General features: G+C 70.6%; 28 protein-coding genes. 11 read left to right on the top strand and 17 right to left on the bottom strand.

The window, feature by feature from the left end:
• Nucleotides 1-65: 65 nt before the first annotated feature.
• Nucleotides 66-1943 (bottom strand): DEAD/DEAH box helicase, encoded by a 1878-nt coding sequence (locus AC0NZN_RS00720; protein ID WP_474590352.1) that lies wholly within the window; start codon nt 1941-1943, stop codon nt 66-68.
• Between the two features lie 159 nt (nt 1944-2102).
• Between AC0NZN_RS00720 and AC0NZN_RS00715 the strand changes: the two genes are divergently transcribed.
• Nucleotides 2103-2963, top strand: coding sequence for an SGNH/GDSL hydrolase family protein (locus AC0NZN_RS00715; protein WP_474590351.1), 861 nt, complete (start codon nt 2103-2105; stop codon nt 2961-2963).
• 1 nt (nt 2964) lies between these two features.
• Nucleotides 2965-3654 (top strand): SDR family oxidoreductase, encoded by a 690-nt coding sequence (locus AC0NZN_RS00710; RefSeq protein ID WP_474590350.1) that lies wholly within the window; start codon nt 2965-2967, stop codon nt 3652-3654.
• A 17-nt stretch (nt 3655-3671) separates the two neighbouring features.
• On the opposite strand, the gene AC0NZN_RS00705 is transcribed toward AC0NZN_RS00710, so the two are convergent.
• Nucleotides 3672-4466, bottom strand: coding sequence for a TrmH family RNA methyltransferase (locus AC0NZN_RS00705; protein ID WP_474590349.1), 795 nt, complete (start codon nt 4464-4466; stop codon nt 3672-3674).
• Nucleotides 4467-4644: 178 nt separating this feature from the next.
• Here AC0NZN_RS00705 and AC0NZN_RS00700 point away from each other — a divergent pair, with 178 nt between their 5' ends.
• Nucleotides 4645-5496 (top strand): Sir2 family NAD-dependent protein deacetylase, encoded by an 852-nt coding sequence (locus AC0NZN_RS00700; protein WP_474590348.1) that lies wholly within the window; start codon nt 4645-4647, stop codon nt 5494-5496.
• Nucleotides 5497-5505: 9 nt separating this feature from the next.
• Entirely contained in the window at nt 5506-6111 is a 606-nt protein-coding gene (locus AC0NZN_RS00695) for a histidine phosphatase family protein (protein ID WP_474590347.1), read from the top strand.
• 45 nt (nt 6112-6156) lie between these two features.
• Here the strand turns inward: AC0NZN_RS00695 and AC0NZN_RS00690 are convergent, their stop codons facing one another.
• From AC0NZN_RS00690 to AC0NZN_RS00670, 5 genes are read right to left on the bottom strand one after another with little or no spacing between them, the layout of a single operon-like run.
• Nucleotides 6157-6966 (bottom strand): HpcH/HpaI aldolase/citrate lyase family protein, encoded by an 810-nt coding sequence (locus tag AC0NZN_RS00690; protein WP_474590346.1) that lies wholly within the window; start codon nt 6964-6966, stop codon nt 6157-6159.
• Entirely contained in the window at nt 6963-7490 is a 528-nt protein-coding gene (locus tag AC0NZN_RS00685) for a MaoC family dehydratase (protein WP_474590345.1), read from the bottom strand. Before AC0NZN_RS00685 ends, AC0NZN_RS00690 begins: the two co-directional genes overlap by 4 nt.
• Before the next feature lie 4 nt (nt 7491-7494).
• Nucleotides 7495-8646 (bottom strand): acyl-CoA dehydrogenase family protein, encoded by a 1152-nt coding sequence (locus AC0NZN_RS00680; protein ID WP_474590344.1) that lies wholly within the window; start codon nt 8644-8646, stop codon nt 7495-7497.
• 19 nt (nt 8647-8665) lie between these two features.
• Nucleotides 8666-10663, bottom strand: a complete 1998-nt coding sequence (locus tag AC0NZN_RS00675) for an acetyl/propionyl/methylcrotonyl-CoA carboxylase subunit alpha (RefSeq protein WP_474590343.1) — start codon at nt 10661-10663, stop codon at nt 8666-8668.
• A 5-nt stretch (nt 10664-10668) separates the two neighbouring features.
• Nucleotides 10669-12297, bottom strand: coding sequence for a carboxyl transferase domain-containing protein (locus AC0NZN_RS00670; protein ID WP_474590342.1), 1629 nt, complete (start codon nt 12295-12297; stop codon nt 10669-10671).
• A gap of 105 nt (nt 12298-12402) precedes the next feature.
• On the opposite strand from AC0NZN_RS00670, the gene AC0NZN_RS00665 reads away from it, so the two are divergent.
• On the top strand, nt 12403-13002 hold the full coding sequence (locus AC0NZN_RS00665; RefSeq protein ID WP_474590341.1) for an SACE_7040 family transcriptional regulator: 600 nt from the start codon (nt 12403-12405) through the stop codon (nt 13000-13002).
• Between the two features lie 20 nt (nt 13003-13022).
• On the opposite strand, the gene AC0NZN_RS00660 is transcribed toward AC0NZN_RS00665, so the two are convergent.
• The 3 genes from AC0NZN_RS00660 to pdhA are packed head-to-tail and all read right to left on the bottom strand — an operon-like array spanning nt 13023 to nt 16593.
• Nucleotides 13023-14390, bottom strand: coding sequence for a dihydrolipoamide acetyltransferase family protein (locus AC0NZN_RS00660; RefSeq protein ID WP_474590340.1), 1368 nt, complete (start codon nt 14388-14390; stop codon nt 13023-13025).
• Nucleotides 14387-15451, bottom strand: coding sequence for an alpha-ketoacid dehydrogenase subunit beta (locus AC0NZN_RS00655; RefSeq protein ID WP_474590339.1), 1065 nt, complete (start codon nt 15449-15451; stop codon nt 14387-14389). The genes AC0NZN_RS00660 and AC0NZN_RS00655 overlap by 4 nt, the downstream gene beginning before the upstream one ends.
• Complete coding sequence (pdhA, locus tag AC0NZN_RS00650; protein WP_474590338.1) at nt 15448-16593, bottom strand: pyruvate dehydrogenase (acetyl-transferring) E1 component subunit alpha; 1146 nt, start codon at nt 16591-16593, stop codon at nt 15448-15450. Before pdhA ends, AC0NZN_RS00655 begins: the two co-directional genes overlap by 4 nt.
• A 155-nt stretch (nt 16594-16748) precedes the next feature.
• Here pdhA and AC0NZN_RS00645 point away from each other — a divergent pair, with 155 nt between their 5' ends.
• Nucleotides 16749-17219, top strand: coding sequence for an Lrp/AsnC family transcriptional regulator (locus tag AC0NZN_RS00645; protein ID WP_474590337.1), 471 nt, complete (start codon nt 16749-16751; stop codon nt 17217-17219).
• Here the strand turns inward: AC0NZN_RS00645 and AC0NZN_RS00640 are convergent.
• Nucleotides 17194-18180, bottom strand: coding sequence for an EamA family transporter (locus AC0NZN_RS00640; RefSeq protein ID WP_474590336.1), 987 nt, complete (start codon nt 18178-18180; stop codon nt 17194-17196). The two genes, AC0NZN_RS00645 and AC0NZN_RS00640, sit on opposite strands and share 26 nt — an antisense overlap.
• Nucleotides 18181-18255: 75 nt before the next feature.
• Here AC0NZN_RS00640 and AC0NZN_RS00635 point away from each other — a divergent pair, with 75 nt between their 5' ends.
• Nucleotides 18256-18810 carry a CGNR zinc finger domain-containing protein gene (locus AC0NZN_RS00635; protein ID WP_474590335.1) on the top strand — a complete coding sequence of 185 codons (555 nt, stop codon included), beginning with the start codon at nt 18256-18258 and terminating at the stop codon, nt 18808-18810.
• Here AC0NZN_RS00635 and AC0NZN_RS00630 read toward each other — a convergent pair.
• Nucleotides 18770-19669, bottom strand: a complete 900-nt coding sequence (locus AC0NZN_RS00630; protein WP_474590334.1) for an alpha/beta fold hydrolase — start codon at nt 19667-19669, stop codon at nt 18770-18772. The two genes, AC0NZN_RS00635 and AC0NZN_RS00630, sit on opposite strands and share 41 nt — an antisense overlap.
• A gap of 80 nt (nt 19670-19749) precedes the next feature.
• On the opposite strand from AC0NZN_RS00630, the gene AC0NZN_RS00625 reads away from it, so the two are divergent.
• The gene (locus tag AC0NZN_RS00625) at nt 19750-20475 is read left to right on the top strand and encodes an exonuclease domain-containing protein (RefSeq protein ID WP_474590333.1); all 726 of its coding nucleotides are present in this window, start codon (nt 19750-19752) and stop codon (nt 20473-20475) included.
• On the opposite strand, the gene AC0NZN_RS00620 is transcribed toward AC0NZN_RS00625, so the two are convergent.
• The 4 genes from AC0NZN_RS00620 to glgA form a co-directional block, all read right to left on the bottom strand.
• Nucleotides 20472-20954 carry an ATP-dependent endonuclease gene (locus AC0NZN_RS00620; protein WP_474590332.1) on the bottom strand — a complete coding sequence of 161 codons (483 nt, stop codon included), beginning with the start codon at nt 20952-20954 and terminating at the stop codon, nt 20472-20474. The genes AC0NZN_RS00625 and AC0NZN_RS00620 overlap by 4 nt on opposite strands.
• A gap of 72 nt (nt 20955-21026) precedes the next feature.
• A complete protein-coding gene (locus AC0NZN_RS00615) occupies nt 21027-21287 on the bottom strand; it encodes a type B 50S ribosomal protein L31 (protein WP_474590331.1) in 261 nt (86 codons plus the stop codon).
• Nucleotides 21288-21412: 125 nt separating this feature from the next.
• The gene (locus tag AC0NZN_RS00610) at nt 21413-22198 is read right to left on the bottom strand and encodes an ABC transporter ATP-binding protein (RefSeq protein ID WP_474590330.1); all 786 of its coding nucleotides are present in this window, start codon (nt 22196-22198) and stop codon (nt 21413-21415) included.
• Nucleotides 22199-22207: 9 nt separating this feature from the next.
• A complete protein-coding gene (gene glgA / locus AC0NZN_RS00605) occupies nt 22208-23407 on the bottom strand; it encodes a glycogen synthase (protein ID WP_474590329.1) in 1200 nt (399 codons plus the stop codon).
• 46 nt (nt 23408-23453) lie between these two features.
• On the opposite strand from glgA, the gene AC0NZN_RS00600 reads away from it, so the two are divergent.
• Both AC0NZN_RS00600 and serB read left to right on the top strand, forming a co-directional pair.
• Entirely contained in the window at nt 23454-24698 is a 1245-nt protein-coding gene (locus AC0NZN_RS00600; protein ID WP_474590328.1) for a glucose-1-phosphate adenylyltransferase, read from the top strand.
• A gap of 54 nt (nt 24699-24752) precedes the next feature.
• Nucleotides 24753-25394, top strand: a complete 642-nt coding sequence (gene serB / locus AC0NZN_RS00595) for a phosphoserine phosphatase SerB (RefSeq protein ID WP_474590327.1) — start codon at nt 24753-24755, stop codon at nt 25392-25394.
• An 18-nt stretch (nt 25395-25412) separates the two neighbouring features.
• Here the strand turns inward: serB and fabG are convergent, their stop codons facing one another.
• On the bottom strand, nt 25413-26123 hold the full coding sequence (gene fabG, locus AC0NZN_RS00590) for a 3-oxoacyl-ACP reductase FabG (RefSeq protein WP_474590326.1): 711 nt from the start codon (nt 26121-26123) through the stop codon (nt 25413-25415).
• Nucleotides 26124-26252: 129 nt separating this feature from the next.
• Here fabG and AC0NZN_RS00585 point away from each other — a divergent pair, with 129 nt between their 5' ends.
• Nucleotides 26253-26816, top strand: a complete 564-nt coding sequence (locus AC0NZN_RS00585; protein WP_474590325.1) for a DUF4190 domain-containing protein — start codon at nt 26253-26255, stop codon at nt 26814-26816.
• Nucleotides 26817-26854: the final 38 nt, after the last annotated feature.

The following is a 26854-nucleotide window of genomic DNA, read 5'->3' as shown; positions in this document are numbered from 1 at the left end:
GCAGGGCCGGGCACTCGCGGAATCCCGTGATTGCCAGCATTTCGGGGATCCGAACGGCGAGTGGGTCAGGAGTGGACGCGCTTGCGGAGGACGTCGATCCGCGCCTGGAGCTGCGCCACCGTCGCGTGCGAGACGGCAGGACCGCCGCAGATCCGTCGCAGCTCCGCGTGCACGAGCCCGTGGGCCTCGCCGCTCTGCCGCGCATACAGTCCGACGAGGCTGTTCAGCAGCTGTCGCTGCTCCTTGAGGCTGCGGTGCAGAGCTTGCGGGAGCGCGGCCTCGTCCGGTGCGGAGTGCTCCTCCGAGCTCTCGCGCGCCTCACGCTCCCTGCGGTGGCGTCCCTGGCGCGCCTGCCGGTGCATGAGCAGCTCGTGGACGTGCTCCGGCTCGAGGAGCCCGGGGATTCCGAGGAACTCCTCCTCTTCGACGGTGCCGGGGACGGCGAGCTGACCGAACTCCTTGCCGTCGAACAGCACCCGGTCGAAATGCGCGAGCGAGCCCAGAGCCTGATAGGTGAACTCCTCGGTGAGCGCGTCGGATGCCGAGTCCTCCCGCTCGGCGGCATCCATCAGATCCTCTTCGGCGTTCCAGTCGTCGCCGTCGCTCTCACGATCCAGCGCGTGGTCGCGCTGGCGCTCGAGCTCGTTCGCGAGTGCGAGCAGCTGCGGGACGTTGGGGAGGAACACGCTCGCGGTCTCGCCGCGTCGGCGGGCGCGCACGAAGCGCCCGATGGCCTGCGCGAAGAACAGCGGGGTCGACGCGCTCGTGGCGTAGACGCCGACGGCGAGGCGCGGCACGTCGACGCCCTCGGAGACCATGCGGACGGCGACCATCCAGCGCGCACTGCTCTTCGAGAACGTCTCGATGCGACCAGAGGCCTCGGCCTCGTCGGACAGCACGACCGTGGGTGCCTCCCCCGTCAGCTCAGCAAGGATCGCCGCGTAAGCCCGGGCCGCCGTCTGATCCGTCGCGATCACGAGGCCGCCCGCATCCGGAACCTGCTCGCGCACCTCGCTCAGTCGCCGGTTCGCCGATCGGAGGACCGCAGGGATCCAGTCCCCCTCGGGGTCGAGCGCCGTGCGCCACGCCTGCGAGGTGATGTCCTTCGTGTTGTCCTGACCGAGATGCGCCTCCATCTCGTCGCCGGTCTTGGTGCGCCACCGCATCTTGCCGGCGTAGACGAGGAAGATCACCGGCCGGACGACACCGTCCTCCAGGGCACGACGGTAGCCGTACGCATAGTCGGTCCGAGAGACGCGGATCCCCTTCTCATCGGGGTGGTATTCGACGAAGGGGATCGGTGCCGTGTCCGACCGGAAGGGCGTTCCGGACAGCAGGAGGCGCCGGGTCGCGCGCTGGTAGGCGTCACGGAGGGCCTCGCCCCAACTGAGGGCGTCGCCCCCGTGATGCACCTCGTCGAGGATCACGAGCGTGCGGCGATCCATGACGAGCCGCTCGTGGACCGACGACTTCACCGCCACCTGCGCGTAGGTCACGGCGACGCCGTGATACTGCCGTGACGGCGCCACATGGCGGTTGCTGAACGCCGGATCCAGCCGGATCGACACGCGGGCCGCGGCATCCGCCCACTGCGTCTTGAGATGCTCCGTGGGCGCCACGACGACGATGCGATCGACGACCCGGCGGCGCAGGAGCTCGCTCGCGAGGCGCAGGGCGAAGGTGGTCTTGCCGGCGCCGGGCGTCGCGGCCGCGAGGAAGTCTCGCGGCCCCTTGCCGACGCCGTCGGGGCCGTCCAGCGAGAAGTACAGGTCGAGCGCCTCGGCCTGCCACGCACGCAGGCGCTGGGCCGTGCCCCACGGCGCGCGCTGCGGGAACGCGGGCGAGAGGTGCTCGGCGGCGAACCCGCCGAAGTGACCGGATCCCTCATCGGGACGGGACGCGTCGAGGGCCTCGACCGCCTCGGCGGCGGAGAAATCCTCCATACGACCCCCCGCCGTTCGCCTTCTCGTTCCGTCGGTGTCTCCCGCAACGTCGGCGCAGAGACACGGGGCACCACGATAGTCGACCTCGCAGACACCCCGCGCCGGGGCTCCGCCGCACCCGCGGCGATAGGCTCGAATCATCCCGGATTGAAGGTCGAGATGAGCACGACGGACGCGAACCGCACACCCTACGTCCCGAACGACGGACCGCATCCCTGGCGTCGCTACGTGGCGATCGGCGACTCGTTCACCGAGGGCATCGGCGACCCCGATCCCGACGCGCCGGGCGGCCACCGCGGCTGGGCGGACCGGGTCGCGGAGGTGCTCGCCGAGCAGGTCGACGACTTCGCCTATGCGAACCTCGCCATCCGGGGGCGGCTCATCCGCCAGATCGTGGACGAGCAGGTCGAGCCCGCGCTGGCGCTGAAGCCCGACCTCATCACGTTCTCGGCGGGGGGCAACGATGTCATCCGACCCAACGGCGACCCGGACGCCATCGCCGAGCTCTTCGAGGATGCCGTCGTGCGGCTGTCGAACCAGGGAGCGACACTGATCGTGTTCACCGGCATCGACACGAACTTCACACCGGTGTTCCGCGGCATCCGCGGCAAGATCGCGATCTACAACGAGAACATCCGGGCGATCGCCGAACGGTACGACTGCATCGTGGCGGACCAGTGGGCGCTGAAGGAGGTGCAGGACATGCGGTTCTTCGACGACGACCGCCTGCATTACAACCGCCTCGGCCACCACGAGGTCGCGCGGATGGTCCTGCGCGCACTCAATGTGCCCAACGATCTGAAGCCGATGCAGCCGGACGCCATCCCGCTGCGCAGCTGGCGCGCTGCCCGCGCGAGCGACCTCATCTGGGCGCGGGAGTACTTCGTGCCGTGGGTGCTCCGGCGCGTGCGCCACCAGTCCTCGGGCGACCTGATCACGCCGAAGCGACCGGAGCCGCTGCCTGTGACGTTCCTCACCTCGGCGAAGCATGAGGCGACCGACCTTGGAGAGCAGGGCTGAGATGGCGACGCACCTTGTGACCGGCGCCGGCTCGGGCATCGGCGGTGTTCTCGCCGAGCGGCTCGCTGAGCGCGGCGATGACCTGTGGCTGATCGCTCGCGACGATGAGCGCTCCGCGCAGTTCGCGGAGCGGCTCCCCGGTGCGCGCATCCTCGTCGCCGACCTGTCCGACCCGCGCAGTCTTGCCTCCGCGCTCGCGGCGCAGGAGCTGCCGGATCGCCTCGACTCGCTCCTCCACGTCGCCGGCGTCGTCGAGCTCGGTCGTATCGCCGACACCCCCGTCGAGGCCTGGCAGGAGCAGCTGGACGTCAATGCCGTCGCCCCGGCGGAGCTGACCCGCATCCTGCTCCCCGCCCTGCGGGCCGGTCGCGGTCATGTGATCTTCGTCAACTCGGGTGCCGGCCTGCGCGTGCACCCCGAGTGGGGGTCCTATGCGGCGAGCAAGTTCGCGGTGCGGGCGATCGCCGACGCGCTGCGCGAGGAGGAGCGGGCGAACGGCGTGCGCGTCACGACGGTCTATCCCGGCCGCACCGCGACCCCCATGCAGGAGAAGGTCCACCGCCAAGAGGGGGCCGAGTACGACGCGACGAGGTGGATGCAGCCCTCCTCCGTCGTCACGACGATCCTGACGGCGCTGGACCTCCCTCGGGATGCGCAGATCACCGAGTTGATGGTTCGTCCCGGCGTCTGAGTCGGCGCCTGCGCAGCTCAGCGGGCTCGCAATTCCCAGAGCGCGACGGCGCTCGCGGCGGCGACGTTCAGCGAGTCCACTCCCCCGGCCATCGGAATGGTCACGATGGTGTCGGCGGCGGCCAGAGCTCGGCGGCTCAGCCCGTCGCCCTCGGCGCCGAGGAGCAGTGCGACGCGTTCCGGCCGATCGGCGGAGAAGCCCTCGAGCGTCACCGCGTCGTCCGCGAGGGCGAGCGCGGCCACGTGCAGACCCGCCTCGTGCAGCTGGTCGAAGGATTCGAGGCGCGTCCACGGCACCTGGAACACCGTGCCCATGCTGACGCGCACGCTCCGCCGATAGAGCGGGTCCGCGCACCGCGGGCTCACGAGCACGGCATCGGCTCCGAGTCCTGCGGCCGCGCGGAAGATCGCGCCGACGTTCGTGTGGTCGACGATATCCTCCAGCACGACGACCAGGCGGGCGCCCGCGACGATGTCGGGGACGGACGGCAGCTCGGGTCTGTGCATGGCGGCGAGGGCGCCCCGGTGTACGGCGTACCCCGTGACCGCTTCCGCCACCTCGGCGGGGACGACGTAGACGTCGGTGTCGTCCCCCGCCGGCAGCATCCGCTCGACGTCGCCCAGCCACTTCTCCTGCACCAGCACAGAGCGCGGCCGGTGGCCGGCCCCCAGCGCGCGGGCGATGACCTTGGTCGATTCCGCGATGTAGAGCCCGCCCTCCGGCTCCAGGAGGCGGCGCAGCGCGACATCCGTCAGAGCCCGGTAGTCCGTGAGCCGCGGATCGTCCGGGTCGCCGATGGTCGCCACGCGCATCCATCCAGGATGCCCCAGTCCGATCCGTGAGAGCGAGCGGCGAGGTCCCGGGTGTCCGTAACATGCCCGAAAAGTCGTCGGCCTAGACTCGCCGCCAGGGGTCGCGCAGATGACGGCTCGACGCCTGACCACCGGAATTCGCGGGGAGTCCCCGCGAGAAGAAAGCACTGGGTGCTCCATGACCGCGACTCTCGCGCTGGATGCGCAGACGGCCATGCTCGTCGACCGTGCCGTCGAGGTGCTCGCCGGTCGGCGGGTCGCCGTCCTGACCGGTGCGGGTGTGTCCACCGACTCCGGCATCCCCGACTACCGCGGCGAAGGCGCGCCCGTCCGGACGCCGATGACCGTCGACCGGTTTCTGGAATCGGATGCTGCGCGCCGCCGCTACTGGGTGGGGAGCCAGCTCGGCTGGCGGGCCTTCTCCCGCGCCGACCCGAACCCGGGCCACGAGGCCCTCGCCCGCCTCGAGGACGGCAGTGTCGTCACCGGGGTCATCACGCAGAACGTCGACGGCCTCCACCTCCGCGCCGGCACGCGGCGTCTGGTCGAGCTGCACGGCACGATGCGCCGCATCCAGTGCCTGCGCTGCGGCCAGATCTTCGACCGGCGGGATGTGTCTGCGCGCATCGACGCCGACAATCCGTGGCTCGCGCGCGACGGCGAGATCGTCCTCGGCCCCGACGGCGATGTCACCCCCGAGAGCGTCGAGGGCTTCGTCCTCCCGGTCTGCACGGTGTGCGGCGGGACCCTGAAGCCGGATGTCGTCTTCTTCGGCGAGTTCATCCCGGCCGGCAAGTTCAAGGAGGCGGAGCAGCTCGTCCATGCCAGCGAGGCGCTGATCGTCGCGGGCTCGTCCCTCGTCGTCAACTCCGGTGTGCGCCTCGTGGAGCGCGCGCGGCGCCGCCGCATGCCGATCGTCATCGTCAACCGCGGAGAGACGCGCGCGGACCCCTGGGCCACGGTCAAGATCCACGCCGGCACCACAGAGGTGCTGAGCGCCCTGTCCGGGCGCCTCTCCACCGCTCGTTAGGCTCGAATCATGACCGTCCTCACTCTCGTGCGCCACGGCGAGACCGAGTGGAACCGCGCACGACGCATCCAGGGTCTGACGGATATCCCGCTGAACGACACGGGACGCGCACAGGCGAGGGATGCCGCGACCGGCCTCCTGCATCAGCTCGATCCCACTGTTCCTGTCGTCGTCGCAGCGAGCGACCTCGCCCGGGCGCGTGAGACGGCCGAGATCATCGCGGAGACGCTCGGCGCGGCGACGCCTCGCCTGTACTCGGATCTGCGTGAGCGCGGCTACGGTCAGGCCGAGGGCATCGACATCGACGAGTTCGCGCTGCGCTGGGGGGCGTGGCACTCCGCCGAGGTGCCGGACGCCGAGACGCGCGATGACCTGCGGGTGCGTGCGTTGCGCGGGCTGCGCGCGGCCGTCGCGGATGCGCGTTCCTCCGTCGGGGCGCCGGCGCCCACGCTCGTGATCGTGAGCCACGGCGCGCTCATCCGCGAGGTCATCCACCACGCCTCCGGAGGCACGCTCCCCCGCGACGGCGAACGGCTGCCGAACGGCTCCGCGCACCGGGTGATGTGGGAGCGCGAGCGGATGCGTCTGCTCTCCTACACGGCCGGCATCGACTGACTCGGAGCCGGTCCGCTCCGCCCCGATCGACGGGGCGGGAACCGTTCAGGCTCTGTCGAGCACGCGTCGCGCGTGCCGGAGCACGGGCTCGTCGACCATCCGCCCTTCGAACGCGAAGACGCCCCGCTCCCCTTCTGCGGCCGCGAGAACGTCTCGCGCCCACTTCGCCTCGGACGGGGACGGCCGGTACGCCTCGCGGATGACGTCGACCTGGCTCGGGTGGATGCAGGCCGTCGCGGCGAAGCCGGAGGCCGCGGCATCCCTCGCCTCCCGTCGCTGTCCCTTCGTATCGGCGATGTCGAGGTGCACCGCATCGATGCCCGCCTTGCCGTGGGCGCCGGCGGCTACGAGCACGCGCGAGCGGGCGTAGCGGGCGACGTCGCGATAGCGGCCGCGGGCCGTCCGGCTCGCGGTGCCGCCGAGGGACGCGACGAGGTCCTCGGCGCCCCACATGAGCGCCGTGACACGCTCGAGCGCGGCGATCCGGCCCGCGTTCTCGACACCGCGCGCGCTCTCGCAGAGCGCGACGACCGAGAACCGTGGATCGATGGCGGCGATGAGCTCGGGCGATTCCGCCTTGGCGAGCATGATCGTGCGGTGGTCGGTCTGGGACAGGGTCGCCATGTCGTCGGCGAAGGCGCGCGAGCCGACCGGATTGACGCGGATGATGACGCGCTCGGGCTCCAGCTCGGCGTCGATGAGAGCGCCGCGCGCTGCGGCCTTGTCGGCCGGGGCGACGGCGTCCTCGAGGTCGACGATGACGGCGTCGGCCCCTTCGAGCGCCTTGGCATAGCGCTCAGGCCGGTCCGCGGGGCAGAACAGGATCGCGGGACCGTAGCCGAACCCAGGGGTCATGCGTGGCTGTCCAGGATCACGGCGTCGTCCGACTCGCCGCCGTCATCGGTCGTGGAATCCGTCGGCCGGCACCACATGAGGGCGACGCGCGTCGCCGTCGCGACGACGACGCCGTCCTGATTGCGTCCCGTGTGGACCATGGTCACGAGGCCCTGCCCCGGGCGAGACCGCGACGAGCGCGTCGCGGTGATCTCGGTCTCGGTGTAGAGCGTGTCACCCGCGAACAACGGGGCGGGGAAGGAGATGTCGCCGAGGCCCAGCTGAGCGACGAGCGTCCCCTGCGTGAGCTGCGAGACGGATGCGCCCACCATCGTGGCGAGCGTCCACATCGAGTTCATGAGGCGTTGGCCGAACGGCTGAGCCGCAGAGTACGCGGCATCCAGATGAAGCGCCTGCGTGTTCATCGTGAGCGACGAGAACAGGACGTTGTCGGCCTCTGTGGCGGTGCGTCCCGGACGGTGCAGGTAGCGTGCGCCGACCTCGAACTCCTCGAACCAGAGACCGCGCTGCTCGATCACGGTCATGTGGTCACGCTACTCCGAGGGCGCGCGCGATGACGAGGAGCTGCACTTCGCTCGTGCCCTCGCCGATCTCGAGGATCTTCGAGTCACGGTAATGGCGTGCGACGAGGAACTCGTTCATGAAGCCGTTGCCGCCGAACAGCTGGGTGGCGTCGCGCGCGTTGTCCATCGCCGCGTCGCTCGCCGTGAGCTTCGCGATCGCCGCCTCGGTCTTGAACGGACGGCCGCTGTCGCGCAGGCGCGCCGCGTGGTGCCAGGCCAGGCGGGCGTTGTGCACGCGCGCCTGCATGCGCGCGAGGAGGAACTGCACGTGCTGGCGCGTCGACAGCGAGCTGCCGAAGACCGTCCGGCTTCTGGAGTATGCGAGCGCCTCTTCGAGGCATCCCTCCGCCGCGCCCGTCGAGAGCGCGGCGATGGCGATGCGGCCCTCGTCGAGCGTCTGCAGGAAGTTCGCGAACCCGCGCCCCTCCCGTCCGAGCAGGTTCTCCTCCGGGACGCGGGCGTCCGCGAAGGTGAGGGGATGCGTGTCGGATGCGTGCCACCCCACCTTGTCGTACGCCGGCTCGACCGTGAAGCCGGGGGTTCCGTTGGGCACGATGATCGTGGAGATCTGCTTGCGCCCCTCGCTTTCACCGGTGACCGCGGTCACCGTCACGAATCGGGTGATCGCGGTGCCCGAGTTCGTGATGAACTGCTTCGTCCCGTTGATGATCCACTCGCCGCCGTCGCGACGGGCCGTGGTGCGGGTGGCTCCGGCATCCGATCCGGCCTCGGGTTCTGTGAGGCCGAATCCCGCAAGGGCGCGGCCGGCCAGCAGGTCGGGCAGGAGCTCAGCCTTCTGCGCATCCGTCCCGAACACGTAGACCGGCATCGCACCGAGGCAGGTGGCTGCTTCCAGGGTGATCGCAATGGACTGGTCGACCCGGGCGAGCCCCTCGATCGCGAGGCACAGGGCGAAGAAGTCGCCGCCCTGGCCGCCGACCTCCTCCGGGAAGGGCAGTCCGAACAGGCCCAACTCGCCCATCTGCGCCACGACGTCGAGCGGCAGCTCATGGTCACGGTCCGCCTCGTACGACCGAGGTGCGACGACCTCGTCCGCGAACTCGCGGACCAGCCGTGCGAGCTCCTGCTCGTCGTCGGTGAGAGTGCTGTCGATCATGGGGTCTCCTCGTGGGATGTCATTCGCCCGCGGATGCGGCGGATTCTGCGGATTCGGGGGCGGGCGCTTCGACCCGCGCGATCTTCTCGCCGAGGCGCACCTGCGTCCCGACCATGACCGAGAGCGTGACGACGCCGTCGTGCGGCGCGGTCACGGGGTGCTCCATCTTCATCGCCTCGATGGTCGCGATCCGATCGCCGGTCGAGACCTCGTCGCCGTCCGCGACGTGGACCGCGACGACTGCGCCGGGCATCGGAGCGTGGAGGTCGGGGTCGGCCGCACCCTCGTCACGACCTCGCCGGGCCAGGCGGAGGTCGGCCGCCTCGCGGCGCGTCAGTGGTCGCAGGGTGGTCGTCGCGCCGTCCGCGTGCACCCACAGGAGTCCATCCGCGTCGCGGACGAGCAGGGTGCCGTCGCGTCCTGCGGTGCGGGGCGAGGCCGTGACGACCCGGCCGTCGGAGGTCTCGAAGCTCTCGACGACGGCCACGGGCGGTGCGTCCGCACGCCAGCCGGAGCGTGAGAGCCACAGCGGCGAGGCGTGCCGCGCCCGGCGTTGCTCGACCACCGAGGCGTTCGTGGCCACCTCGGTCGCCGCAGCCGCAAGCGCGGCAGCGGACGGCTCAGGATCGGTGTAGGGCGGAAGGCGGTCGATCAGCCCGGTGTCCAGGTCGCCGGCGATGACGGCGGGATCGTTCACGAGCATGCGCAGGAATCCGACGTTCGTCTCCACACCGAGCAGCACCGTGTCGGCCAACGCGCGGTCGAGCGCCGCGACGGCACCCGCCCTGTCGTCCGCATGCGTGATGACCTTCGCGATCATCGGGTCGTAGTGGGCCGTGACGACGGAGCCGGTCTCGACCGCCGCATCCGTCCGGGCCTCTGCGGAGGGCCGCCACACGAGCACCTGCCCGGTCTGCGGCAGGAAACCGCGCGCTGGGCTCTCGGCGTACACGCGGGCCTCGATCGCGTGCCCGGTCAGCACGACGTCGTCCTGGTCGAGCGGCAGCGACTCGCCGGCGGCGACCCGCAGCTGCAGCTCGACGAGGTCGAGGCCGGTCACGAGCTCGGTGACGGGGTGCTCCACCTGCAGGCGCGTGTTCATCTCGATGAAGAAGAAGTCGTCGGGCCGGTCGCCTGCGACGAGGAACTCGACCGTGCCGGCGCCGACGTAGTCCACGCTGGCCGCCGCCGCACACGCCGCCGCCCCCAGCCGTGCGCGCGTCGACGCGTCGATGATGGGCGACGGCGCCTCCTCGATGACCTTCTGATGGCGTCGCTGCAGCGTGCACTCGCGCTCGCCGAGATGGATGACGTGCCCCTGCGCGTCGGCCATGACCTGCACTTCGATGTGCCGCGGACGCTCGATGAGCCGCTCGAGGAGCAGTGTGTCGTCGCCGAAGGCGGAGGCGGACACGCGACGGGCGGTGGCGAGCGCGGGCCGCAGATCGGCCGCGGACCGCACGACCTGCATGCCCTTGCCGCCGCCCCCCGCCGACGGCTTCACGAGCAGCGGGAAGCCCGCGGCATCCGCCCGCTCCGCGATCTCATCATCGGAGAGTCCCGCGGCGCTGAATCCGGGGACGATCGGGACGCCGTGGGAGGCCACGTGATCGCGAGCCCGGATCTTGTCGCCCATGACCTCGAGCGCGCGCTCGCCCGGCCCGATGAACACGATGCCGGCGTCGGTGCACGCGCGGGCGAACGCGGCGTTCTCGGACAGGAAGCCGTAGCCCGGGTGGACGGCCTGGGCACCCGTCGCCCGCGCCGCCGCGATCACCGCGTCGATGTCGAGGTACGACGCCGTCGCCGCGGGCGGTCCGATCCGCACCGCGACGTCGGCTTCGCGCGCGTGCGGCGCGTCGGCGTCCGCGTCGCTGAAGACGGCGACGGAGCGGATGCCGAGCCGGCGCAGCGTGCGGATGACGCGACGCGCGATCTCGCCCCGGTTGGCGACGAGGACCGTGTGAAAGCCGACGGCGGCCTGCACGCCCTCATCGGTGGACAGTGCTGTGCTCATATGGCTCACATCCGGAAGACGCCGAAGCGCGGTTCGGGCAGCGGAACGCGGGAGACGACATCGAGCGCCAGCCCGAGGGCGTCGCGGGTGTCGAGGGGATCGAGGATGCCGTCATCCCACAGCCGAGCGGTCGCGTAATAGGGATCGCCCTGGTCCTCGTACTGCCGACGGATCGGCGCCTCGAATGCGGCCCGCTCGTCGTCGGGCCACTGCTCTCCACGCGCGGCGAGCTGGTCTGCGCGCACGGTGGAGAGCACAGAGGCCGCCTGCGGCCCGCCCATGACGGAGATGCGGCTCGCCGGCCACGACCACAGGAACCGCGGTGAGTACGCGCGGCCGCACATCGAGTAGTTGCCCGCGCCGAACGAGCCGCCGACGATGACGGTGAGCTTCGGCACGCGCGTCGTCGCGACCGCGGTGACCATCTTGGCGCCGTCTTTCGCGATGCCGCCGGCCTCCGCGTCCCGCCCGACGAGGAAGCCGGTGATGTTCTGCAGGAACAGGAGCGGGATGCCGCGCTGGTCGCACAGCTCGATGAAGTGCGCGCCCTTGAGCGCCGATTCGGAGAACAGGATGCCGTTGTTGGCGACGATCCCGACGGGGTGGCCGTGGATGCGGGCGAACCCGGTGACGAGGGTCGTTCCGTAGTTGCGCTTGAACTCGTGGAAGGCGCTCGCATCCACCAGCCGCGCGATCACCTCGCGCACGTCGTACGACTTGGTGACGTCGACGGGCACGATGCCGTAGAGCTCATCCGGATCCGCCGCCGGCGGCACGCTCTCGTGCACAGCCCATGCGGGATCGAGCGGGGGCGGCAGCGTCGCGACGATGTCGCGGACGATCTCCAGCGCGTGCTCGTCGTCCTCGGCCAGGTGATCGACCACCCCCGAGCGGCGGGCGTGGAGCTCTCCCCCGCCGAGTTCCTCGGCGCTCACGATCTCGCCGATCGCGGCCTTCACGAGGGGAGGTCCGCCGAGGAAGATCGTGCCCTGGTTGCGCACGATCACGGTCTCGTCACTCATCGCCGGGACGTACGCTCCGCCGGCGGTGCACGAGCCGAGCACCGCCGCGATCTGCGCGACACCGGCCGCGGACAGCCGCGCCTGGTTGAAGAAGATGCGGCCGAAGTGGTCGCGATCGGGGAACACCTCGTCCTGCTTGGGCAGGAAGGCGCCACCGGAGTCGACGAGGTAGATGCACGGGAGGCGGTTCTCGAGCGCGATCTCCTGGGCGCGCAGGTGCTTCTTCACCGTCAGCGGATAATACGTGCCGCCCTTGACCGTGGCGTCGTTGCACACCACCATCACCTGCCGGCCGTGCACGAGCCCGATGCCCGTGATGAGACCCGCGCCCGGTGCGTCGCCGTCGTACAGGCCGTCGGCGGCGAGTGGCGAGACCTCGACGAAGGGGCTCCCCTCGTCGAGCAGCCGCAGCACCCGGTCGCGCGGCAACAGCTTGCCGCGCGACGCATGGCGCTCGCGCGCGCGCTCGGGGCCGCCGAGGGATGCCGCGGCCACGCGCTCGCGCAGGGCCTCGGCGAGTCCGCGCTGAGCGGCGAACCCCGCGTCGTAATCCTCGCCTCGGGCAGGCGCCGTGCCGATCCGCTCCCCCGGCGGAAGAGCCGCTCCCGTCATGCCATCTCCCTCGACGTCACGATCGCATCACGTCCGTTGAATGGACCGCGGATGCGCGGTTAGTGTTCATTAACCTCTCGCCCATGTTAGTGAGGATTAACTGAAATGCCAAGGGGAACCACCGAGCGCGGCCGTGCGAAATCGGATCGTCAGGCCGCCCTGGTGCGCGAAGCCGCCCGCCTGTTCGCGGACCGCGGCTTCAGCGGTGTGAGCCTCGAGGACCTCGGCGCCGCCGTCGGGGTCAGCGGTCCGGCCGTGTACCGACACTTCGCGAACAAGCAGGCCCTCCTCGGAGCCATCCTGATCGGCGTCAGCGAGGGCCTGCGCGACGGCGGCCGGGCCGTGGTCGCGCAGCATGACCTCGCGATCCGGCAGTTGGACGCACTGGTCGACTTCCACGTCGACTTCGCGCTCGACGAGGCCGACGTCATCCGCGTCCAGGACCGCGACCTCGCGAGCCTGTCCGACCGCGACAGGTCGCGGGTCCGTCACCTGCAGCGCGAGTACGTGGACACCTGGATCGAGGTGCTCCGAGCGGTGCACCCCGACCGTCCCGAGGCCGATCTGCGCGTGCGCGCGCACGCCTGCTTCGGTCTCATCAACTCGACGCCGTACAGCCTGCGGGCATCGCGCGCCGCATCCGTCGACGATGCCGTCGTGCGCGATGTGCTGCATGACATGGCGATCGCGGCGCTGTCGGCCTGACAGCGCCGCGATCGTCGCGCTCAGCGCAGGAGCATCGCCCGTCCGGGCTCTCCGAGGACACCGGCCACGTCGCGCAGGAAGCGCGCGGCCTGCTCTCCGTCGACCAGTCGGTGGTCGAACGACAGGCTCAGAGTCATCACGTCGCGGAGAGCGATCTCGCCACGGTGCTCCCACGGCTGCCGGCGCACGGCGCCGAGCGCCAGGATGGCGGCCTCCCCCGGGTTGACGATGGGCGTTCCACCGTCGACACCGAAGACGCCGACGTTGGTGATCGTGAACGTGCCGCCCATCATCGCACTCGGCGTCGTGCGCCCGGCGCGGGCGGTCGATGCCACGTCTCGGATCGCGTCGGCCAGGTCGACGAGCGTGAGCTGATCCGCATCCCGGATGTTGGGAACGACGAGGCCGCGCTCGGTCGCCGCGGCGATGCCGAGGTTGACGTAGCCGAACTCGACGATCTCCCCCGCCTGGTCGTCCCACTTCGAGTTGACGCTCGGCGTCGCGCCGAGGGCGAGGCACACGGCCTTCGCGGCGATGGCCATGATGCCGATGCGGTGACCCTCGAGTGCGCGATCGGCGGCCAACGACGCCACGAGCTCGGTCGTCGCTGTCACGTCGACCGTGACGAACGTCGATGCCTGCGGCGCCGTGAAGGCGCTGCGCACCATCGCATCGGCCGTCGCTTTGCGAACACCGCGGATCGGAGTGCGGGTCTCACGCGGCCGTGCACCGGCGGACGCTACGACCTCGGGCTCGACTGCGGTCGCCGCCACCAGCTGCGGTGGGGCCGTGCGGGCCGCGTAGGCCTCGACGTCTGCGCGGGTGATGATCCCGGTCACGCCGGATGCCTCGACCAGGGCCAGGTCGATGCCCAGGTCCTTGGCGAGCTTTCGCACCGGCGGCGTCGACCGCGGGCGCTCCATCACGGGCTCGGGAGCCTCGCGCCGCGGCATCGCGTCGTGCGGCGCGGCCTCGAGCACGGCGGTGTCGGGACCGGATGCCGCGCGCGCTCCGCGCGCCCTGCGCTGCGGCCGTCCGCCCGCGCGGGGTGCCGCGCCGTAGCCGACGAGGTTCGGCACCGCCTTCTCGGCTTCCGCCGGCTCTGCGGTCTGCGCGGCCGGCGCGGGCGCGGCCTCGACCGGCGCATCCTCCCCGGTGTCGATCGTGATGACGACGTCGCCGACGGCGATCACATCGCCCGGCGCGGCGTGCAGGGCGCCCACGGTGCCCGCGTACGGCGACGGCAGCTCGACGACGGCCTTGGCCGTCTCCACCTCGGCGATGGTCTGGTTCAGGGTGACGGTGTCGCCGGGCTCGACGAGCCACTGCACGAGCTCCGCCTCGGGGAGCCCCTCGCCGAGGTCGGGAAGTCGGAAGTCCTGACTCATGCCTGCATGCTCCCATCGACGGCCGCTCCGCGGTCGGCCGCCTCCGACGACGCGCTCTCCACGGGCGTCAGCGAGTTCGGCCGATCCATCACGCGATCCACCGCATCGAGGATCCGGTCCAGGTCGGGCAGGTGGTACTTCTCGAGCTTGGCCGGCGGATAGGGGATGTCGTGTCCCGTCACGCGCACCGGCGCCGACTCGAGGTAGTTGAAGCACCGCTCCGTGACGCTGGCGATGAGCTCCGCACCCACCCCGGCCTCACGGGCCGCCTCGTGCGTGACGACGACCCGACCGGTCTTGCGCACCGAAGCCGTGACCGTCCGGTAGTCGACGGGCGAGAGCGACCGGAGATCGATGACCTCGATCGACGTGCCCTCGTCCTCGGCGGCGGTCGCCGCATCCAACGCCGTCTGCACCTGCGAGCCGTACGTGAGGATCGTCACGTCGTGTCCCTCTCGCACGACGCGGGCGAGCCCCATGGGCGCCGCGTCGGCGAGCGCTGATTCGAGGTCGACCTCGCCCTTCGTGTGATAGAGCCGCTTGGGCTCGAAGAACACGACGGGGTCGTCGCTGGCGATTGCCTGCCGGAGCACGGTGTACGCGTCCTGCGGATTCGAGACCGCCACCACGCGCAGGCCCGACGTGTGCACGAAGTAGGCCTCGGGCGACTCGGAGTGGTGCTCGGCGGCGCCGACACCTCCCGCCCACGGGATGCGGATCGTGATCGGCATGCGCACCTTGCCGCCCGTGCGGTAGTGGAGCTTCGCGACCTGGCTCACGATCTGATCGAAGGCCGGGTACACGAACCCGTCGAACTGGATCTCGACGACGGGGCGGAAGCCGCGGTAGGCGAGGCCGACGGCGGTGCCGACGATCCCCGACTCGGCGAGGGGGGTGTCGACGACGCGCGTCGCGCCGAACTCGCTCTGCAATCCATCCGTGATGCGGAACACGCCGCCGAGCTTGCCGATGTCCTCGCCCATCAGGAGGACGCGATCATCGTCCTGCATCGCCCGCCGAAGGCCCTCGTTCAGGGCTTTCGCCATCGTCAGCTGGGTCATCGCGCGACCTCGCCCTCGGCCTCCGCGAACCCGTCGAGGTAGGCGGTGAACTCGGCGATCTGCTCGGCGATACCCGTGTGGGGCTCGGCGTAGACGTTGTCGAAGACGCTGAGCGCGGGCTTCGTCACGGCACCCAGGCAGGCGGCACGCACCTGCGCGGCCATGTCGTCGGCCGCGGCCTGCACGGATTCCGCGAACTCCTCGCCGAACTCTCCGCGCGAGCGCAGGTACGCCTCCACCCGCGCGAGCGGGTCGCGGGCGCGCCAGCGCTCGAGCTCCGCCGGGTCGCGGTAGCGCGTCGGGTCGTCCGAGGTCGTGTGCGGACCCATGCGGTACGTGACCGCCTCGATGAAGGCGGGGCCCGCGCCGCTGCGCGCGTGCGCCGCGGCCCACCGCATCGCGGCGAGGCACGCGAGCACGTCGTTGCCGTCGACGCGCATGCTCGGGATGCCGTAGCCCGGCGCGCGCCCGGCGATCGGCGCGGCCGCCTGCACGCGGACGGGCTCGGAGATCGCGTACTGGTTGTTGGTGCAGACGAAGACGACGGGGGCGCCGAAGGATGCGGCGAACACCATCGCCTCGTTCACATCGCCCTGGCTGGATGCGCCGTCGCCGAAGTACGTCGCGGCGATCTGGTCGGTCCCGTCGCGCTGGATGCCCATGCCGTAGCCGACCGCGTGCAGCGTCTGGGCCCCGATGATGATCTGTGGAACGGCCGAGTGCATCGTCTCGGGCTCGAGCGTCGAGTGGGCCTCGCCGCGCCACGACAGCACGAAGTCCGACGGCCGGGCGCCGCGGGCGTAGACCACACCGATCTCGCGGTAGCTGGGGAAGGTGAAGTCGTCTGCGCGCAGACCGCGCGCGGTGCCGATCTGCGTGGCCTCCTGGCCGGTGCAGGGCGCCCAGAGACCGAGCTGACCCTGGCGCTGGAGGGCGACGCCCTCGGCGTCGATGCGCCGGAGCACGACCATGTCGCGGTAGAGGGCCTGCAGCTGCGCGGCATCCACGTCCGCGACCCAGGGGTCAAGGACGGCGTCGGCGATGCGCTCTCCGTCGGCGGTGATCAGTCGAGCGACGTCGTCGATGTCGGCGCCGAGCTCGGCTGCGGGGGTGAGGGTGTGCACCATTGTCGTGACCTCCATTCCGCATCGGCCTCTTGGGCTCCGCGGGTCGTCATCGGCTTCTTCGCCGATCTGATGCGAGGGTACGTCCGATACGCACCCCGCTCAAGCATCACAACTTCTCTTGAGCATGTTGCCCATCGAAGGCGGTGCCGAGCGTGCTAAAGTTGCGCATCATGAGCAACTTGGACCGCGTCGATCTGGAGCTCCTCAGCGCACTCTCAGTCGATCATCGGGCGACCGTCGTCGCGCTGGCCGATCGCCTCGGGCTCTCGCGCAACACCGTGCAGGCGCGCATGGCCAGACTCGAGCGCGAGGGGGCGTTCCTGTCGTTCGAGCGGGCTGTGTCGACGAAGGCCCTCGGGTTCCCGATCGAGGCGTTCATCCACGTCACGGTGCGTCAGGTCGAACTCCCCCAGATCACCGCCGAGCTGGCGCGCATCCCCGAAGTCGTACAGGCGCACGGCCTGAGCGGTCAGATCGATCTGCTGGTGCGCGTGGCGTGCCTCGACACCCAGCACCTCTTCGAGACGGATGCGCGCATCCTGGCGATCGAGGGCGTCGAGCGGACGGAGACATCCCTCGTCATGGGCGAGGTCATCCCGCACCGCGTCGCGCCGCTCATGGACCTGGCGCGGGAGCGATAGCGGCGTCCGCCGCCGACGAGTCGGCGCGGACGAGGACGACGCCCACGAGGATCAGCGCTCCGCCGACGAATTGGATCGGGGCGGGGGTCTCACCCAGGAGCAGCCAGGCGAATCCGAGTGCGAAGAGCACCTCGGAGAGGCCGACGAACGAGGCCACCCGCGATCCGAGACGGGGAATCGCCATGACTCCGAGGGCGTAGCCGAGAGTCGTCCCGACGGCGGCGACCCACATCATCGGGATGACCCAGGGCACCTCCAGCCCGGACAGTGCGACGGTGACCGCAGGCGCGCGGAATGGCATGAGGCCGGTCGTGCAGAGAATGGCCATGGCCGCCGCTCCGGTCAGCAGTCCGCCCGCGGCGAGGGCGAGCGGCGGGAGGCCGTCTCCGGCACGCTCGGACGCGACGAAGTACACGCACACGCAGACCGCCGCGGCCAGCGCCAGCAGCGTGCCGACCAGGTCGAAGGACGCGCCGACGACGTTCACCACGAGAACGAGACCGACGACCGCGACCGCAGATCCCCACAGCACGAGCGCCGAGGGAGCGCGGCGGGTGCGCAGCCACGTGAAGGCGACCAGCAGGACGGGCGCGAGATACTGGATGAGCAAGGCGACCGCCACCGGCATCCGCTGCATCGCCGTGAAGAAGAAGAGCTGACAGCCGAGGACCGGCACCAGACCGAACACGACGATCAGGGTGCAATGACGGCGCAGGAAGCCGGGCTGCCGCCGGATGGCGCGGATCAGCGCCGGCGAGAGGATCAGCCCCGCGACGCCCATCCGGATCAGCAGAGCGGCTCCGAGGGACCAGCCCGCTTCGAGAAGCGGCTTCACCAGCGGGCCGCTCGATGAGAACGCCAAGGCCGATCCGACCCCGAGGAGCAGTCCGGTCGTCCGGACGTGCGCTCGGCCGAACGGTGCCGGACGGGCGACGGGGATGGAGGCGGTCGAAACGGTCATGGGCGGCATCCGACTGTCATGGGTGAACGTTGTCTACACTGGTGACACTATCGATCGAGGATGTCAGGAGTCAACATGGTTTTCATCCATGACACACGCCAGTCGCTGGTGGCGGCCGTGCACCTCGTCAACTCGCTCCCGGGGATCGATCGCGAAGACACCCTGCAGACCCTCGAGGACCTCGACGCGTACCTCGCGGTCAACCCGTTCACGGGCGTGCTCCGACGGGATGCGTCCGAGCTCGCCGCCGTACGCGGCATCCGTCCCCGCCTGCGCGCCCTGTGGGACGTCGACCGCGTCGGCGCGGTGCCGCTGGTCAACGAGATGCTGCGCGACGGCAACGCGCTCCCGCAGCTGACGATCCACGACGGGTACGACTGGCACATCCACGCGACGGCCGACGATTCGCCCCTGCACACCCGCATCCTCGTCGAGGCGGCCATGGCGTTCGTGGACGTCATCCGCGCCGACGAGTACGACCGGGTGCGGGTGTGCTCGGCCGATGACTGCGACGCCGTCTACGTCGACTACTCGAAGAACGGGTCCAAGCGCTACTGCGACACCGGCAACTGCGGGAACCGGATGAACGTCAACGCGTACCGTCGTCGGAAGGCGCGAGAAACCGCATGATGGCGGCGGCCGCGGGCTGCGGCGTCTCATAGTGGATGAGATGGCCGACGTCCGGGATCTCGACGAGCTGCGCATCCGAGAACATCGCGACCAGCCGGCGCTCGGCCTCGATCGGCGTGATGTCGTCCTTCTGGGCCGCGACCAGCAGGGCCGGCTGGGCGATCAGGGGAGCGAACTCGCGCACGTCGTGTGAGACGGACGCCACGAACGCGTCGTGCAGCACATCCCTGTCCGCGAACTGCGAGAAGTAGGTGTCGTGCTGATCATGCACGAAGCGCCGCAGCTCGGGCTCGCGCGTCTTGGCCATCGACTCGCTCATGGCCCGGACGATCAGCGGGCTGCGCAGCAGCGCCTCACCCGCCGGCCGCGGGAGGCGTGCCCCCGCCCAGTAGTAGAAGATCGCGAGTCGTGTGAGAACGCCACGAGGTCCCTCGAGCGCGGGCGCCCCGATCGGGTTCACGAGGATCAGGCGGTCGGTCGGCAGCCCCCAGGCGACGGCGGCGGATGCGACGATCGAGCCGAAGCTGTGGCCCAGGATGACGGCGCCCGGCGCAGTCGTCGCGGTGAAGGCCGTGAGCCACTCGGCATAGGTGTCGAGCGTGTGCCGGCGCCCGGGCAGCGGCGCCGACTCGCCGAATCCGGGCAGATCGGGCGACACGATCCGGATGCCGGGCAGCTGCGCCACCACCGGCTCGAGCCCGTGGTGCTCGCCGCGGAAGCCGTGCACGACGACGATCGTCGTCTCTGCGTCGGAGGGCCCGTAGACCCAGTACGCCGTCGTGCCTGCGCAGACCTCGACCTCTCGCCGCTCGACCGGAATCTCGGCGAGCTGGGCGGCATAGGGATTCACAGCGGGCACCTGTCGAGTCTACGAGTCCGCGTCGATGCCGACGGCGCGCCGGACGGCCGCTGTCGGAGGCCGCGCATACCGTTGGCGGCATGCACGACGGCCCACCGCTCTTCGAGATGGACTCTCCGGAGTGGGCGTACGGCGTCGGCGTGTTCGACCTCGAGACGACCGGCGTCGACGTCGAGCGGGATCGCATCGTCACGGCGCACGTGGGTGTGCTCGGCCCGGACGGCGCCGTACGGCGATCGCGGGCGTGGATGGCGGACCCCGGCGTGGAGATCCCGGCCGAGGCCAGCGCAGTGCACGGCATCTCGACGGCTCAGGCCCGCGCCCACGGTCGGCCCGCGGCGGAGGTCGTGGCGGAGGTCGTGGAGACCCTGACGGCGGTCTTCGCCGCGGGATACCCGGTCGTGGCCTACAACGCGCCGTTCGACTTCTCGATGCTGCGATACGAGGCCGTGCGTCACGGCGTCGCACCGATCGACCGGCCGTCCCCCGTCATCGACCCGCTCGTGCTCGACAAGTTCATGGACCGCTACCGTCCCGGCAGACGCACGCTGTCGGTCGTGGCGGAGCACTACAGGGTGGCGCTCGAGGACGCCCACGACGCATCCGCCGACGCCGTCGCCGCCGGCCGGGTCGCGCTGGCCCTCGCAGAGCGCTTCGCGGGCGCGCTCCCCCGCACCGCCGGTGAGCTGCACACCCGCCAGATCGCCTGGGCGCGTCTGCAGGCCGAGAGCCTCACCGAATACTTCGTGCGGGTCGGGCGCATCGACCCCGATGATCACCTCGACGGCCGCTGGCCGATCCGCTAGCGCTGGACACGCTCGAGGAGCTCTGCGAGCGGGGTGGGGACGTCCGCGAGGGGCAGCGCCGCGGTCAGCAGGCCCGCATAGCGCGCCTTGTTGCCGCTGCGCCCCCCGATGAAGCGGGCGAGCTGCGCCGGCGCAGACCGCACGCGCTGCGCGGGCTGCCGCTGGAGCCGGCGGAACGACTCCAGTTCGCCCTCTGCCGCCAGCACCCGCTCGACGGCGGGGATGCCGAGGGCGCGGATCAGCTCGCCCTCGAGGTCCGGGTCGCAGACGAACAGCTCGTCGACGAACGGTTCCACCGCGGCGCGCTCAGCGACGTCGACGAGCCCCAGCCGGCGATGTTGCGCGAGCCCGGCCGCGACCCGGCGCATCCCCTGAGCTCCCCCGGCGATGCGAACGTCGAGCGGGCGCAGCCCGAGTCGCGCGGCGAGAGTCCGCACCGCGATCCGGTCGCTCTCGCCCTCGACGAGGATGACGGTCACGGGCTCACAGTACCGCCGCGAGAACGACGAAGGCCCCGCCGGAGCGGGGCCTTCGGAACGTCAGGGGCTCGACTACTTCGAGGAGCCGCCGCCGAAGTTCTTGAAGCGCTGGTTGAACTTCTCGACGCGACCGGCCGAGTCGAGGATGCGCTGCTTGCCCGTGTAGAACGGGTGCGAGGCGGACGAGATCTCGACGTCGATGACGGGATACTCCACGCCCTCGAGCTCGACGGTCTTGTCGCTCGTGACAGTGGAGCGCGTGAGGAACAGCTCGCCCGAGCCGAGGTCGCGGAACACGACGGCCTGGTAGTCGGGGTGGATGTCAGTCTTCATGGGAAGTCCTTCAAGTGTGGTGCCCTGGATTTTGCCAGGGCGGACGAAGTCTGCGGTGCGAGCGCACCAAGGATCGAGTCTACCAGCAACCCGGTCACGCGAGGAATCGAGGCCGAACCGCGCCGTCAGGCCGCGGCGCGCGCGGCGTAGCGGCCGTCCGCCTCGGTGAGCACGATCGGCATCCCGAATGTCGCGGTGAGGTTGTCGGAGGTCAGGGTGTCGGCGAGCGGGCCGGATGCGACGGCCTGCCCGTCGCGGAGGAGAAGCACGTGCGTGAAGCCGACCGGGACCTCCTCCACGTGGTGCGTGACCATGACCATCGCCGGAGTCGTCGGCGCCTGCGCGTATCCGCTCAGAAGCGCGAGAAGCTCCTCGCGCGCCCCCAGGTCGAGGCTCGCGCTCGGCTCGTCGAGGAGCAGGAGCTCGGGGTCTGTCATGACCGCGCGGGCGATCTGCACCCGCTTCTGCTCGCCGTCGGACAGGGTGCCGAAGGTGCGGTCGGCGAGGTGATCGAGACGCCACTCGGCCAGGACCCGCAATGCGCGGCGCTCGTCGATGTCGTCGTAGTCCTCGCGCCAGCGCCCGAGGACCGAATAAGCGGCCGTCATGACGACGTTCAGCACGGTCTCCTCCTGCGGCACCCGGCGTGCCATGGCGGACGAGGCGAAGCCGATGCGCGGGCGGAGCTCGAACACGTCGCTGCGGCCGAGCTGCTCCCCCAGAATGCGCACGATCCCGGATGTCGGGTGCATCAGCGTGTCTGCAAGCTGCAGCAGCGTCGTCTTGCCCGCGCCGTTCGGTCCGAGGATCACCCAGCGCTCGTCGTCCCGAACGGTCCAGGAGAGCTGGTCGACGATGTCACGGGAACTGCGGCGGACGACGACGTCGGCGAACTCGAGGACCTCAGGCATCTGCCCAGCCTATCGAGACTCGGCGGCGACCTCCGCGTAGAGTGCGGCCGTCTGGGCGGCGATCGCGCCCCAGCTGAACTCCTCGGTGGCGCGGGCCCGCCCAGCCTCGCCGTACGCGGCCGCCCGCTCGGGATCAGTCGCCACCTCCGTCAGCACGCGCGCGAGATCGGCGACGAAGGCGTCCGGATCGATGGGCGTGCCGCTGCCGTCCTGCACCTGGTCGATCGGCACGAGCCGGCCCGTCACACCGTCCGCGACGACCTCGGGGATGCCGCCCGTCGCCGTCCCGACGACGGCGGCGCCGCAAGCCATCGCCTCGAGGTTGACGATGCCGAGCGGCTCGTAGATCGACGGGCAGACGAACGTCGTCGCCGCAGTCAGGATCGTGCAGAGCTCGGGGCGCGAGAGCATCCTGTCGATCCACACGACGCCGTCGCGGGTCTCCTGGAGGACGCGGACCAGACCCTGGACCTCGGCCATGATCTCGGGCGTGTCCGGTGCCCCGGCGCACAGCACGAGCTGCACCTCGGGTGGGAGCAGGGCCGCCGCGCGCAGCAGGTACGGCAGACCCTTCTGACGGGTGATCCTGCCCACGAAGACGACGGAGGGGCGGCCCGGATCGATGCCTTGCGCGGCCAGGTACTCCGGATCGTCGACGGGATGCCACGCCTCGACGTCGATGCCGTTGTAGATCACGCGCACCTTGGCGGGATCGAGGGAGGGATAGCTGCGGAGGATGTCCCGCCGCATCCCGTCGCTCACCGCCACGACGGCGGCGGCGCCCTCGTAGGCCGTCTTCTCGATGTAGCTCGAGACGCGGTAGCCGCCGCCGAGCTGCTCGGCCTTCCACGGGCGCAGCGGCTCCAGGCTGTGGGCGGTGACGACGTGCGGGATCCCGTAGAGCAGCGACGAAAGGTGACCGGCGAAGTTCGCGTACCAGGTGTGGCTGTGCACGACGTCGGCGCCCGCCACATCCGTGACGATCTCGAGGTCAGTGCCGAGCGTCTGGACGGCGCCGTTGGCATCCGCGAGCCCGGGTGGGACGCCGTGCGACGTCGTGCCCTCCTCGTCGCGTTCGGCGCCGAAGGCATGCACCCGCACCTCGAGGCCGTCCTCGGTTCGCAGCGCTTTCACAAGCTCCGCGGCGTGCACGCCTGCTCCCCCGTAGATCTCCGGCGGGTACTCCTTGGTCACGATGTCGACGCGCATGACGAAACGCTAGTACAGGCTGGGGCGAGCACCTATGGTGGGTGCCATGCCAGCAGCGCCGAAAGTGTTCGGAATCATCCTCGCCGGAGGGGAAGGCAAGCGGCTGATGCCCCTGACGGCCGACCGGGCCAAGCCCGCGGTGCCGTTCGGGGGCCAGTACCGCTTGATCGACTTCGCCATCTCGAACCTGATCAACTCGGGGCTGAGACAGATCGTGGTGCTGACGCAGTACAAGTCCCACAGCCTCGACAGGCACATCTCGCAGACGTGGCGCATGTCGGCGCTGCTCGACTCGTACGTCGCATCCGTGCCCGCGCAGCAGCGCCTCGGCAAGCGGTGGTTCTCGGGCTCGGCCGACGCCATCCTCCAGAGCCTGAACCTCATCAACGACGAGAAGCCCGACATCGTCGTCGTCATCGGCGCCGACCACGTTTATCGCATGGACTTCCGCCAGATGCTGGATGCGCACATCGAATCGGACGCCCGTGCGACGGTGGCCGGCATCCGTCAGCCGATCTCGCTCGCGAACCAGTTCGGCGTCATCGATGTCGTCGGCGACGACCCGACGCGCATCAACGAGTTCCTGGAGAAGCCGCAGAACCCCACGGGTCTCGCGGACGCGCCGCACGAGGTGCTCGCATCGATGGGCAACTACATCTTCGATGCCGACGCGCTCATCGATGCGGTCGAGTCGGACGGCGAGCTGTCGGCGTCGAACCACGACATGGGCGGCGACATCGTCCCCTACTTCGTCGGTCGCGGCGAGGCCGGCGTGTACGACTTCAAGCGCAACGACGTGCCCGGATCGACCGATCGCGACCGTGCCTATTGGCGCGACGTCGGAACGATCGACTCGTTCTTCGACGCACACCGGGATCTGATCTCGACGCTGCCCGTCTTCAACCTCTACAACACGGAGTGGCCGATCCACGCTCAGGCGGTGAACTCGCCGCCGGCGAAGTTCGTGCGCGACTCGGTCGGCCGGATCGGCACGGCGATCGACTCGGTGGTCTCGCTGGGGTCGGTGCTGTCGGGCACGCACCTGGAGCGCAGCGTCGTCGGGCCCTGGACGCTCGCGGGCGGCGGATCGACGATCACCGACTCCGTGCTGTTCGACCAGGTCAACGTCGGCCCGGGTGCGCGCGTCCACCGCGCGATCCTGGACAAGAACGTGGTGCTGGCGCCCGGCGCGACGGTGGGTGTCGACCGGGAGCGCGATCTGGCGCGGGGCTTCACCGTGACGGATTCCGGCATCACCGTGGTCGGGAAGAACATCCGCGTCGAGGCATAGCGGTCTGAGACGCCGCCGTCCGGGTGGCGCGTCACGGCTCGGTACGGTGGAGGGATGCTCCCCCGCCGTGCCCGGTTCCTGGTCGTCCTCGATGCCGACTCGACGCTGATCCGCAACGAGGTCATCGAGCTCATCGCCGCGGAGGCGGGTCGCGAGGCCGAGGTGGCCGAAGCGACCGAGGCGGCGATGCGCGGCGAGGTCGACTTCGCGTCGAGTCTCCGGTCGCGCGTCGAGGCTCTGCGTGGTGTGCCTCTCGAGGCGTTCGCCCGAGTGCTGTCGCGCATCGAGCCGACGCCGGGGGTCCTGGAGCTGACGACCGCCGTCCACCACCGTGGCGGCGCGGTGGGAGTCGTGTCGGGCGGATTCCACGAGATCCTCGACGAGATCGCGCCGGCGCTCGGCGTCGACGTCTGGCGGGCCAATCGCCTGGCGGTCGAGAACGGGCGCCTGTCCGGCTTCGTCGACGGCGGAATCGTGGACGCCGCGGCCAAAGCCGCGGCTCTCCTCGAGTGGGCCGATCAGCTCGGAGTTCCCCGCCGTCGCACGATTGCGATCGGCGACGGCGCGAACGACCTGCTCATGATGGCCGAGGCCGGTCTCGGCCTCGCGTTCAACGCCAAGCCCGCCGTGCGGGCGCTGGCCGACCTGGTGGTCGGCCCGGTCGACCTCTCACAGGTCGTCGCGCTGCTGCCCTGACCCGTCGGACGGGTCCGCTCAGTGGCCCATGCCGAGGCCGCCGTCGACGGGGATGACCGCGCCCGAGATATACGCCGCGTCATCCGATGCCAGCCACGTCACGACACCCGCGACCTCATCTGCCGTCGCGAACCTGCCGGCCGGAATGCTCTTCTTGTACTCGGCCTGCGTCTCGGCCGGAAGCTCGGCCGTCATGTCGGTCTCGATGAAGCCGGGCGCGACGACGTTGGCCGTGATGCCGCGGGCGCCGAGCTCCCGCGTCAGCGACCGGGCGAAGCCGACCAGGGCGGCCTTCGAGCTCGAGTAGTTGATCTGGCCGGCCGAGCCCAGCAGACCGACGACGGACGAGATCAGGATGACGCGTCCCCACCGGGCGCGCAGCATCCCCTTCGATGCCCTCTTGACCACGCGGAAGGTGCCGCCGAGGTTCGTAGCGACGACCGAGTCGAAGTCGTCCTCCGACATGCGCAGCAGAAGCGTGTCCTTCGTGATGCCCGCGTTCGCGACGACGACCTCCACCGGACCGAGCGTGTTCTCCACCTCGAGGAACGCGGCATCCAGCTGCGCCGAATCCGTGACGTCCGCGCGAACCGTGAGCGTCCCCTCGGGGCCCTCTCCGCTGCGAGCGGTCACGGCGACCTTGTAGCCCTCCGCGACGAAGCGCTCGGCGATGGCACGTCCGATGCCCCGGTTGCCGCCGGTGACGAGGACGACGCGCTCTGCGGACATGACTGCTCCTGTCTGTATGTGACAAAACCGATCCAGCGTAGCGCGAGGGTGTTTGACACGCCCCATAGGCGTTGCCAATCTAGGCACAGGCGGATTTCCTCCGCCGATCCGCCTACGAAAGGCCCTACCGTGAGCGACACAACACCAGACCCCAAGCCCGAGGTCCCCGCCGCCGCGTCACCCGCCGAGGAGCCGGCCGCGCCGACGCCGGCCGCTGCGGAACCTGCGGCCGAGCCTGCTGCCGCAGAGGCGCCTGCTGCCGCACCCGCGTGGGCGTCCGAGCCTGCGCCGGCCGCGGAAGCGCCGCCCGCGACGCCGGCGTACGCTCCGGCACCCGACGCGGCGCCCCCGGCCTACACCGCTCCGCCCGCGTACCAGGCGCCGACATACGCAGCCGCGCCGGCCTACTCCGCTCCCGCCGGACCCCGCACCAACACGCTGGCGATCGTCTCGCTGGTGGCGGGCATCGCGGGATTCGTCTTCCTGCCCTTCATCGCGCACCTGGTCGCCGTGATCACGGGCCACCTGTCGCTGGGCCAGATCAAGCGCACGGGCGAGGGCGGCCATGGCATGGCGCTCACCGGCACCATCCTCGGCTGGGTCGGCCTCGCGCTGAGCATCCTCGCGGCGATCCTGATCATCGTCTTCGGTCTGGCGATCGCGGCGAACTATCAGAACTACCGCACGTACTGAACCGTCTCGGCGAGCGCCCGGTCGGATCCCCGGCCGGG

Source organism: Microbacterium sp. sgz311019 (assembly GCF_056135325.1).
Note: the sequence above shows the minus strand (reverse complement) of the source record. Positions and strands in the feature narration are given on the sequence as shown.

What these genes read in the sequence shown, in the direction of transcription:
- AC0NZN_RS00645 (WP_474590337.1), top strand. Translation starts at nt 16,749, where the DNA reads ATGAGCAACTTGGACCGCGTCGATCTGGAGCTCCTCAGCGCACTCTCA.
- serB (WP_474590327.1), top strand. Translation starts at nt 24,753, where the DNA reads ATGCTCCCCCGCCGTGCCCGGTTCCTGGTCGTCCTCGATGCCGACTCG.
- AC0NZN_RS00665 (WP_474590341.1), top strand. Translation starts at nt 12,403, where the DNA reads ATGCCAAGGGGAACCACCGAGCGCGGCCGTGCGAAATCGGATCGTCAG.
- AC0NZN_RS00615 (WP_474590331.1), bottom strand. Translation starts at nt 21,287, where the DNA reads ATGAAGACTGACATCCACCCCGACTACCAGGCCGTCGTGTTCCGCGAC.
- pdhA (WP_474590338.1), bottom strand. Translation starts at nt 16,593, where the DNA reads ATGGAGGTCACGACAATGGTGCACACCCTCACCCCCGCAGCCGAGCTC.
- AC0NZN_RS00720 (WP_474590352.1), bottom strand. Translation starts at nt 1,943, where the DNA reads ATGGAGGATTTCTCCGCCGCCGAGGCGGTCGAGGCCCTCGACGCGTCC.
- AC0NZN_RS00640 (WP_474590336.1), bottom strand. Translation starts at nt 18,180, where the DNA reads ATGACCGTTTCGACCGCCTCCATCCCCGTCGCCCGTCCGGCACCGTTC.
- AC0NZN_RS00635 (WP_474590335.1), top strand. Translation starts at nt 18,256, where the DNA reads ATGGTTTTCATCCATGACACACGCCAGTCGCTGGTGGCGGCCGTGCAC.
- AC0NZN_RS00715 (WP_474590351.1), top strand. Translation starts at nt 2,103, where the DNA reads ATGAGCACGACGGACGCGAACCGCACACCCTACGTCCCGAACGACGGA.
- AC0NZN_RS00695 (WP_474590347.1), top strand. Translation starts at nt 5,506, where the DNA reads ATGACCGTCCTCACTCTCGTGCGCCACGGCGAGACCGAGTGGAACCGC.
- AC0NZN_RS00680 (WP_474590344.1), bottom strand. Translation starts at nt 8,646, where the DNA reads ATGATCGACAGCACTCTCACCGACGACGAGCAGGAGCTCGCACGGCTG.
- AC0NZN_RS00690 (WP_474590346.1), bottom strand. Translation starts at nt 6,966, where the DNA reads ATGACCCCTGGGTTCGGCTACGGTCCCGCGATCCTGTTCTGCCCCGCG.
- AC0NZN_RS00655 (WP_474590339.1), bottom strand. Translation starts at nt 15,451, where the DNA reads ATGACCCAGCTGACGATGGCGAAAGCCCTGAACGAGGGCCTTCGGCGG.
- fabG (WP_474590326.1), bottom strand. Translation starts at nt 26,123, where the DNA reads ATGTCCGCAGAGCGCGTCGTCCTCGTCACCGGCGGCAACCGGGGCATC.
- AC0NZN_RS00670 (WP_474590342.1), bottom strand. Translation starts at nt 12,297, where the DNA reads ATGACGGGAGCGGCTCTTCCGCCGGGGGAGCGGATCGGCACGGCGCCT.
- AC0NZN_RS00675 (WP_474590343.1), bottom strand. Translation starts at nt 10,663, where the DNA reads ATGAGCACAGCACTGTCCACCGATGAGGGCGTGCAGGCCGCCGTCGGC.
- AC0NZN_RS00685 (WP_474590345.1), bottom strand. Translation starts at nt 7,490, where the DNA reads ATGACCGTGATCGAGCAGCGCGGTCTCTGGTTCGAGGAGTTCGAGGTC.
- AC0NZN_RS00710 (WP_474590350.1), top strand. Translation starts at nt 2,965, where the DNA reads ATGGCGACGCACCTTGTGACCGGCGCCGGCTCGGGCATCGGCGGTGTT.
- AC0NZN_RS00610 (WP_474590330.1), bottom strand. Translation starts at nt 22,198, where the DNA reads ATGCCTGAGGTCCTCGAGTTCGCCGACGTCGTCGTCCGCCGCAGTTCC.
- AC0NZN_RS00600 (WP_474590328.1), top strand. Translation starts at nt 23,454, where the DNA reads ATGCCAGCAGCGCCGAAAGTGTTCGGAATCATCCTCGCCGGAGGGGAA.
- AC0NZN_RS00625 (WP_474590333.1), top strand. Translation starts at nt 19,750, where the DNA reads ATGCACGACGGCCCACCGCTCTTCGAGATGGACTCTCCGGAGTGGGCG.
- AC0NZN_RS00705 (WP_474590349.1), bottom strand. Translation starts at nt 4,466, where the DNA reads ATGCGCGTGGCGACCATCGGCGACCCGGACGATCCGCGGCTCACGGAC.
- AC0NZN_RS00700 (WP_474590348.1), top strand. Translation starts at nt 4,645, where the DNA reads ATGACCGCGACTCTCGCGCTGGATGCGCAGACGGCCATGCTCGTCGAC.
- AC0NZN_RS00660 (WP_474590340.1), bottom strand. Translation starts at nt 14,390, where the DNA reads ATGAGTCAGGACTTCCGACTTCCCGACCTCGGCGAGGGGCTCCCCGAG.
- glgA (WP_474590329.1), bottom strand. Translation starts at nt 23,407, where the DNA reads ATGCGCGTCGACATCGTGACCAAGGAGTACCCGCCGGAGATCTACGGG.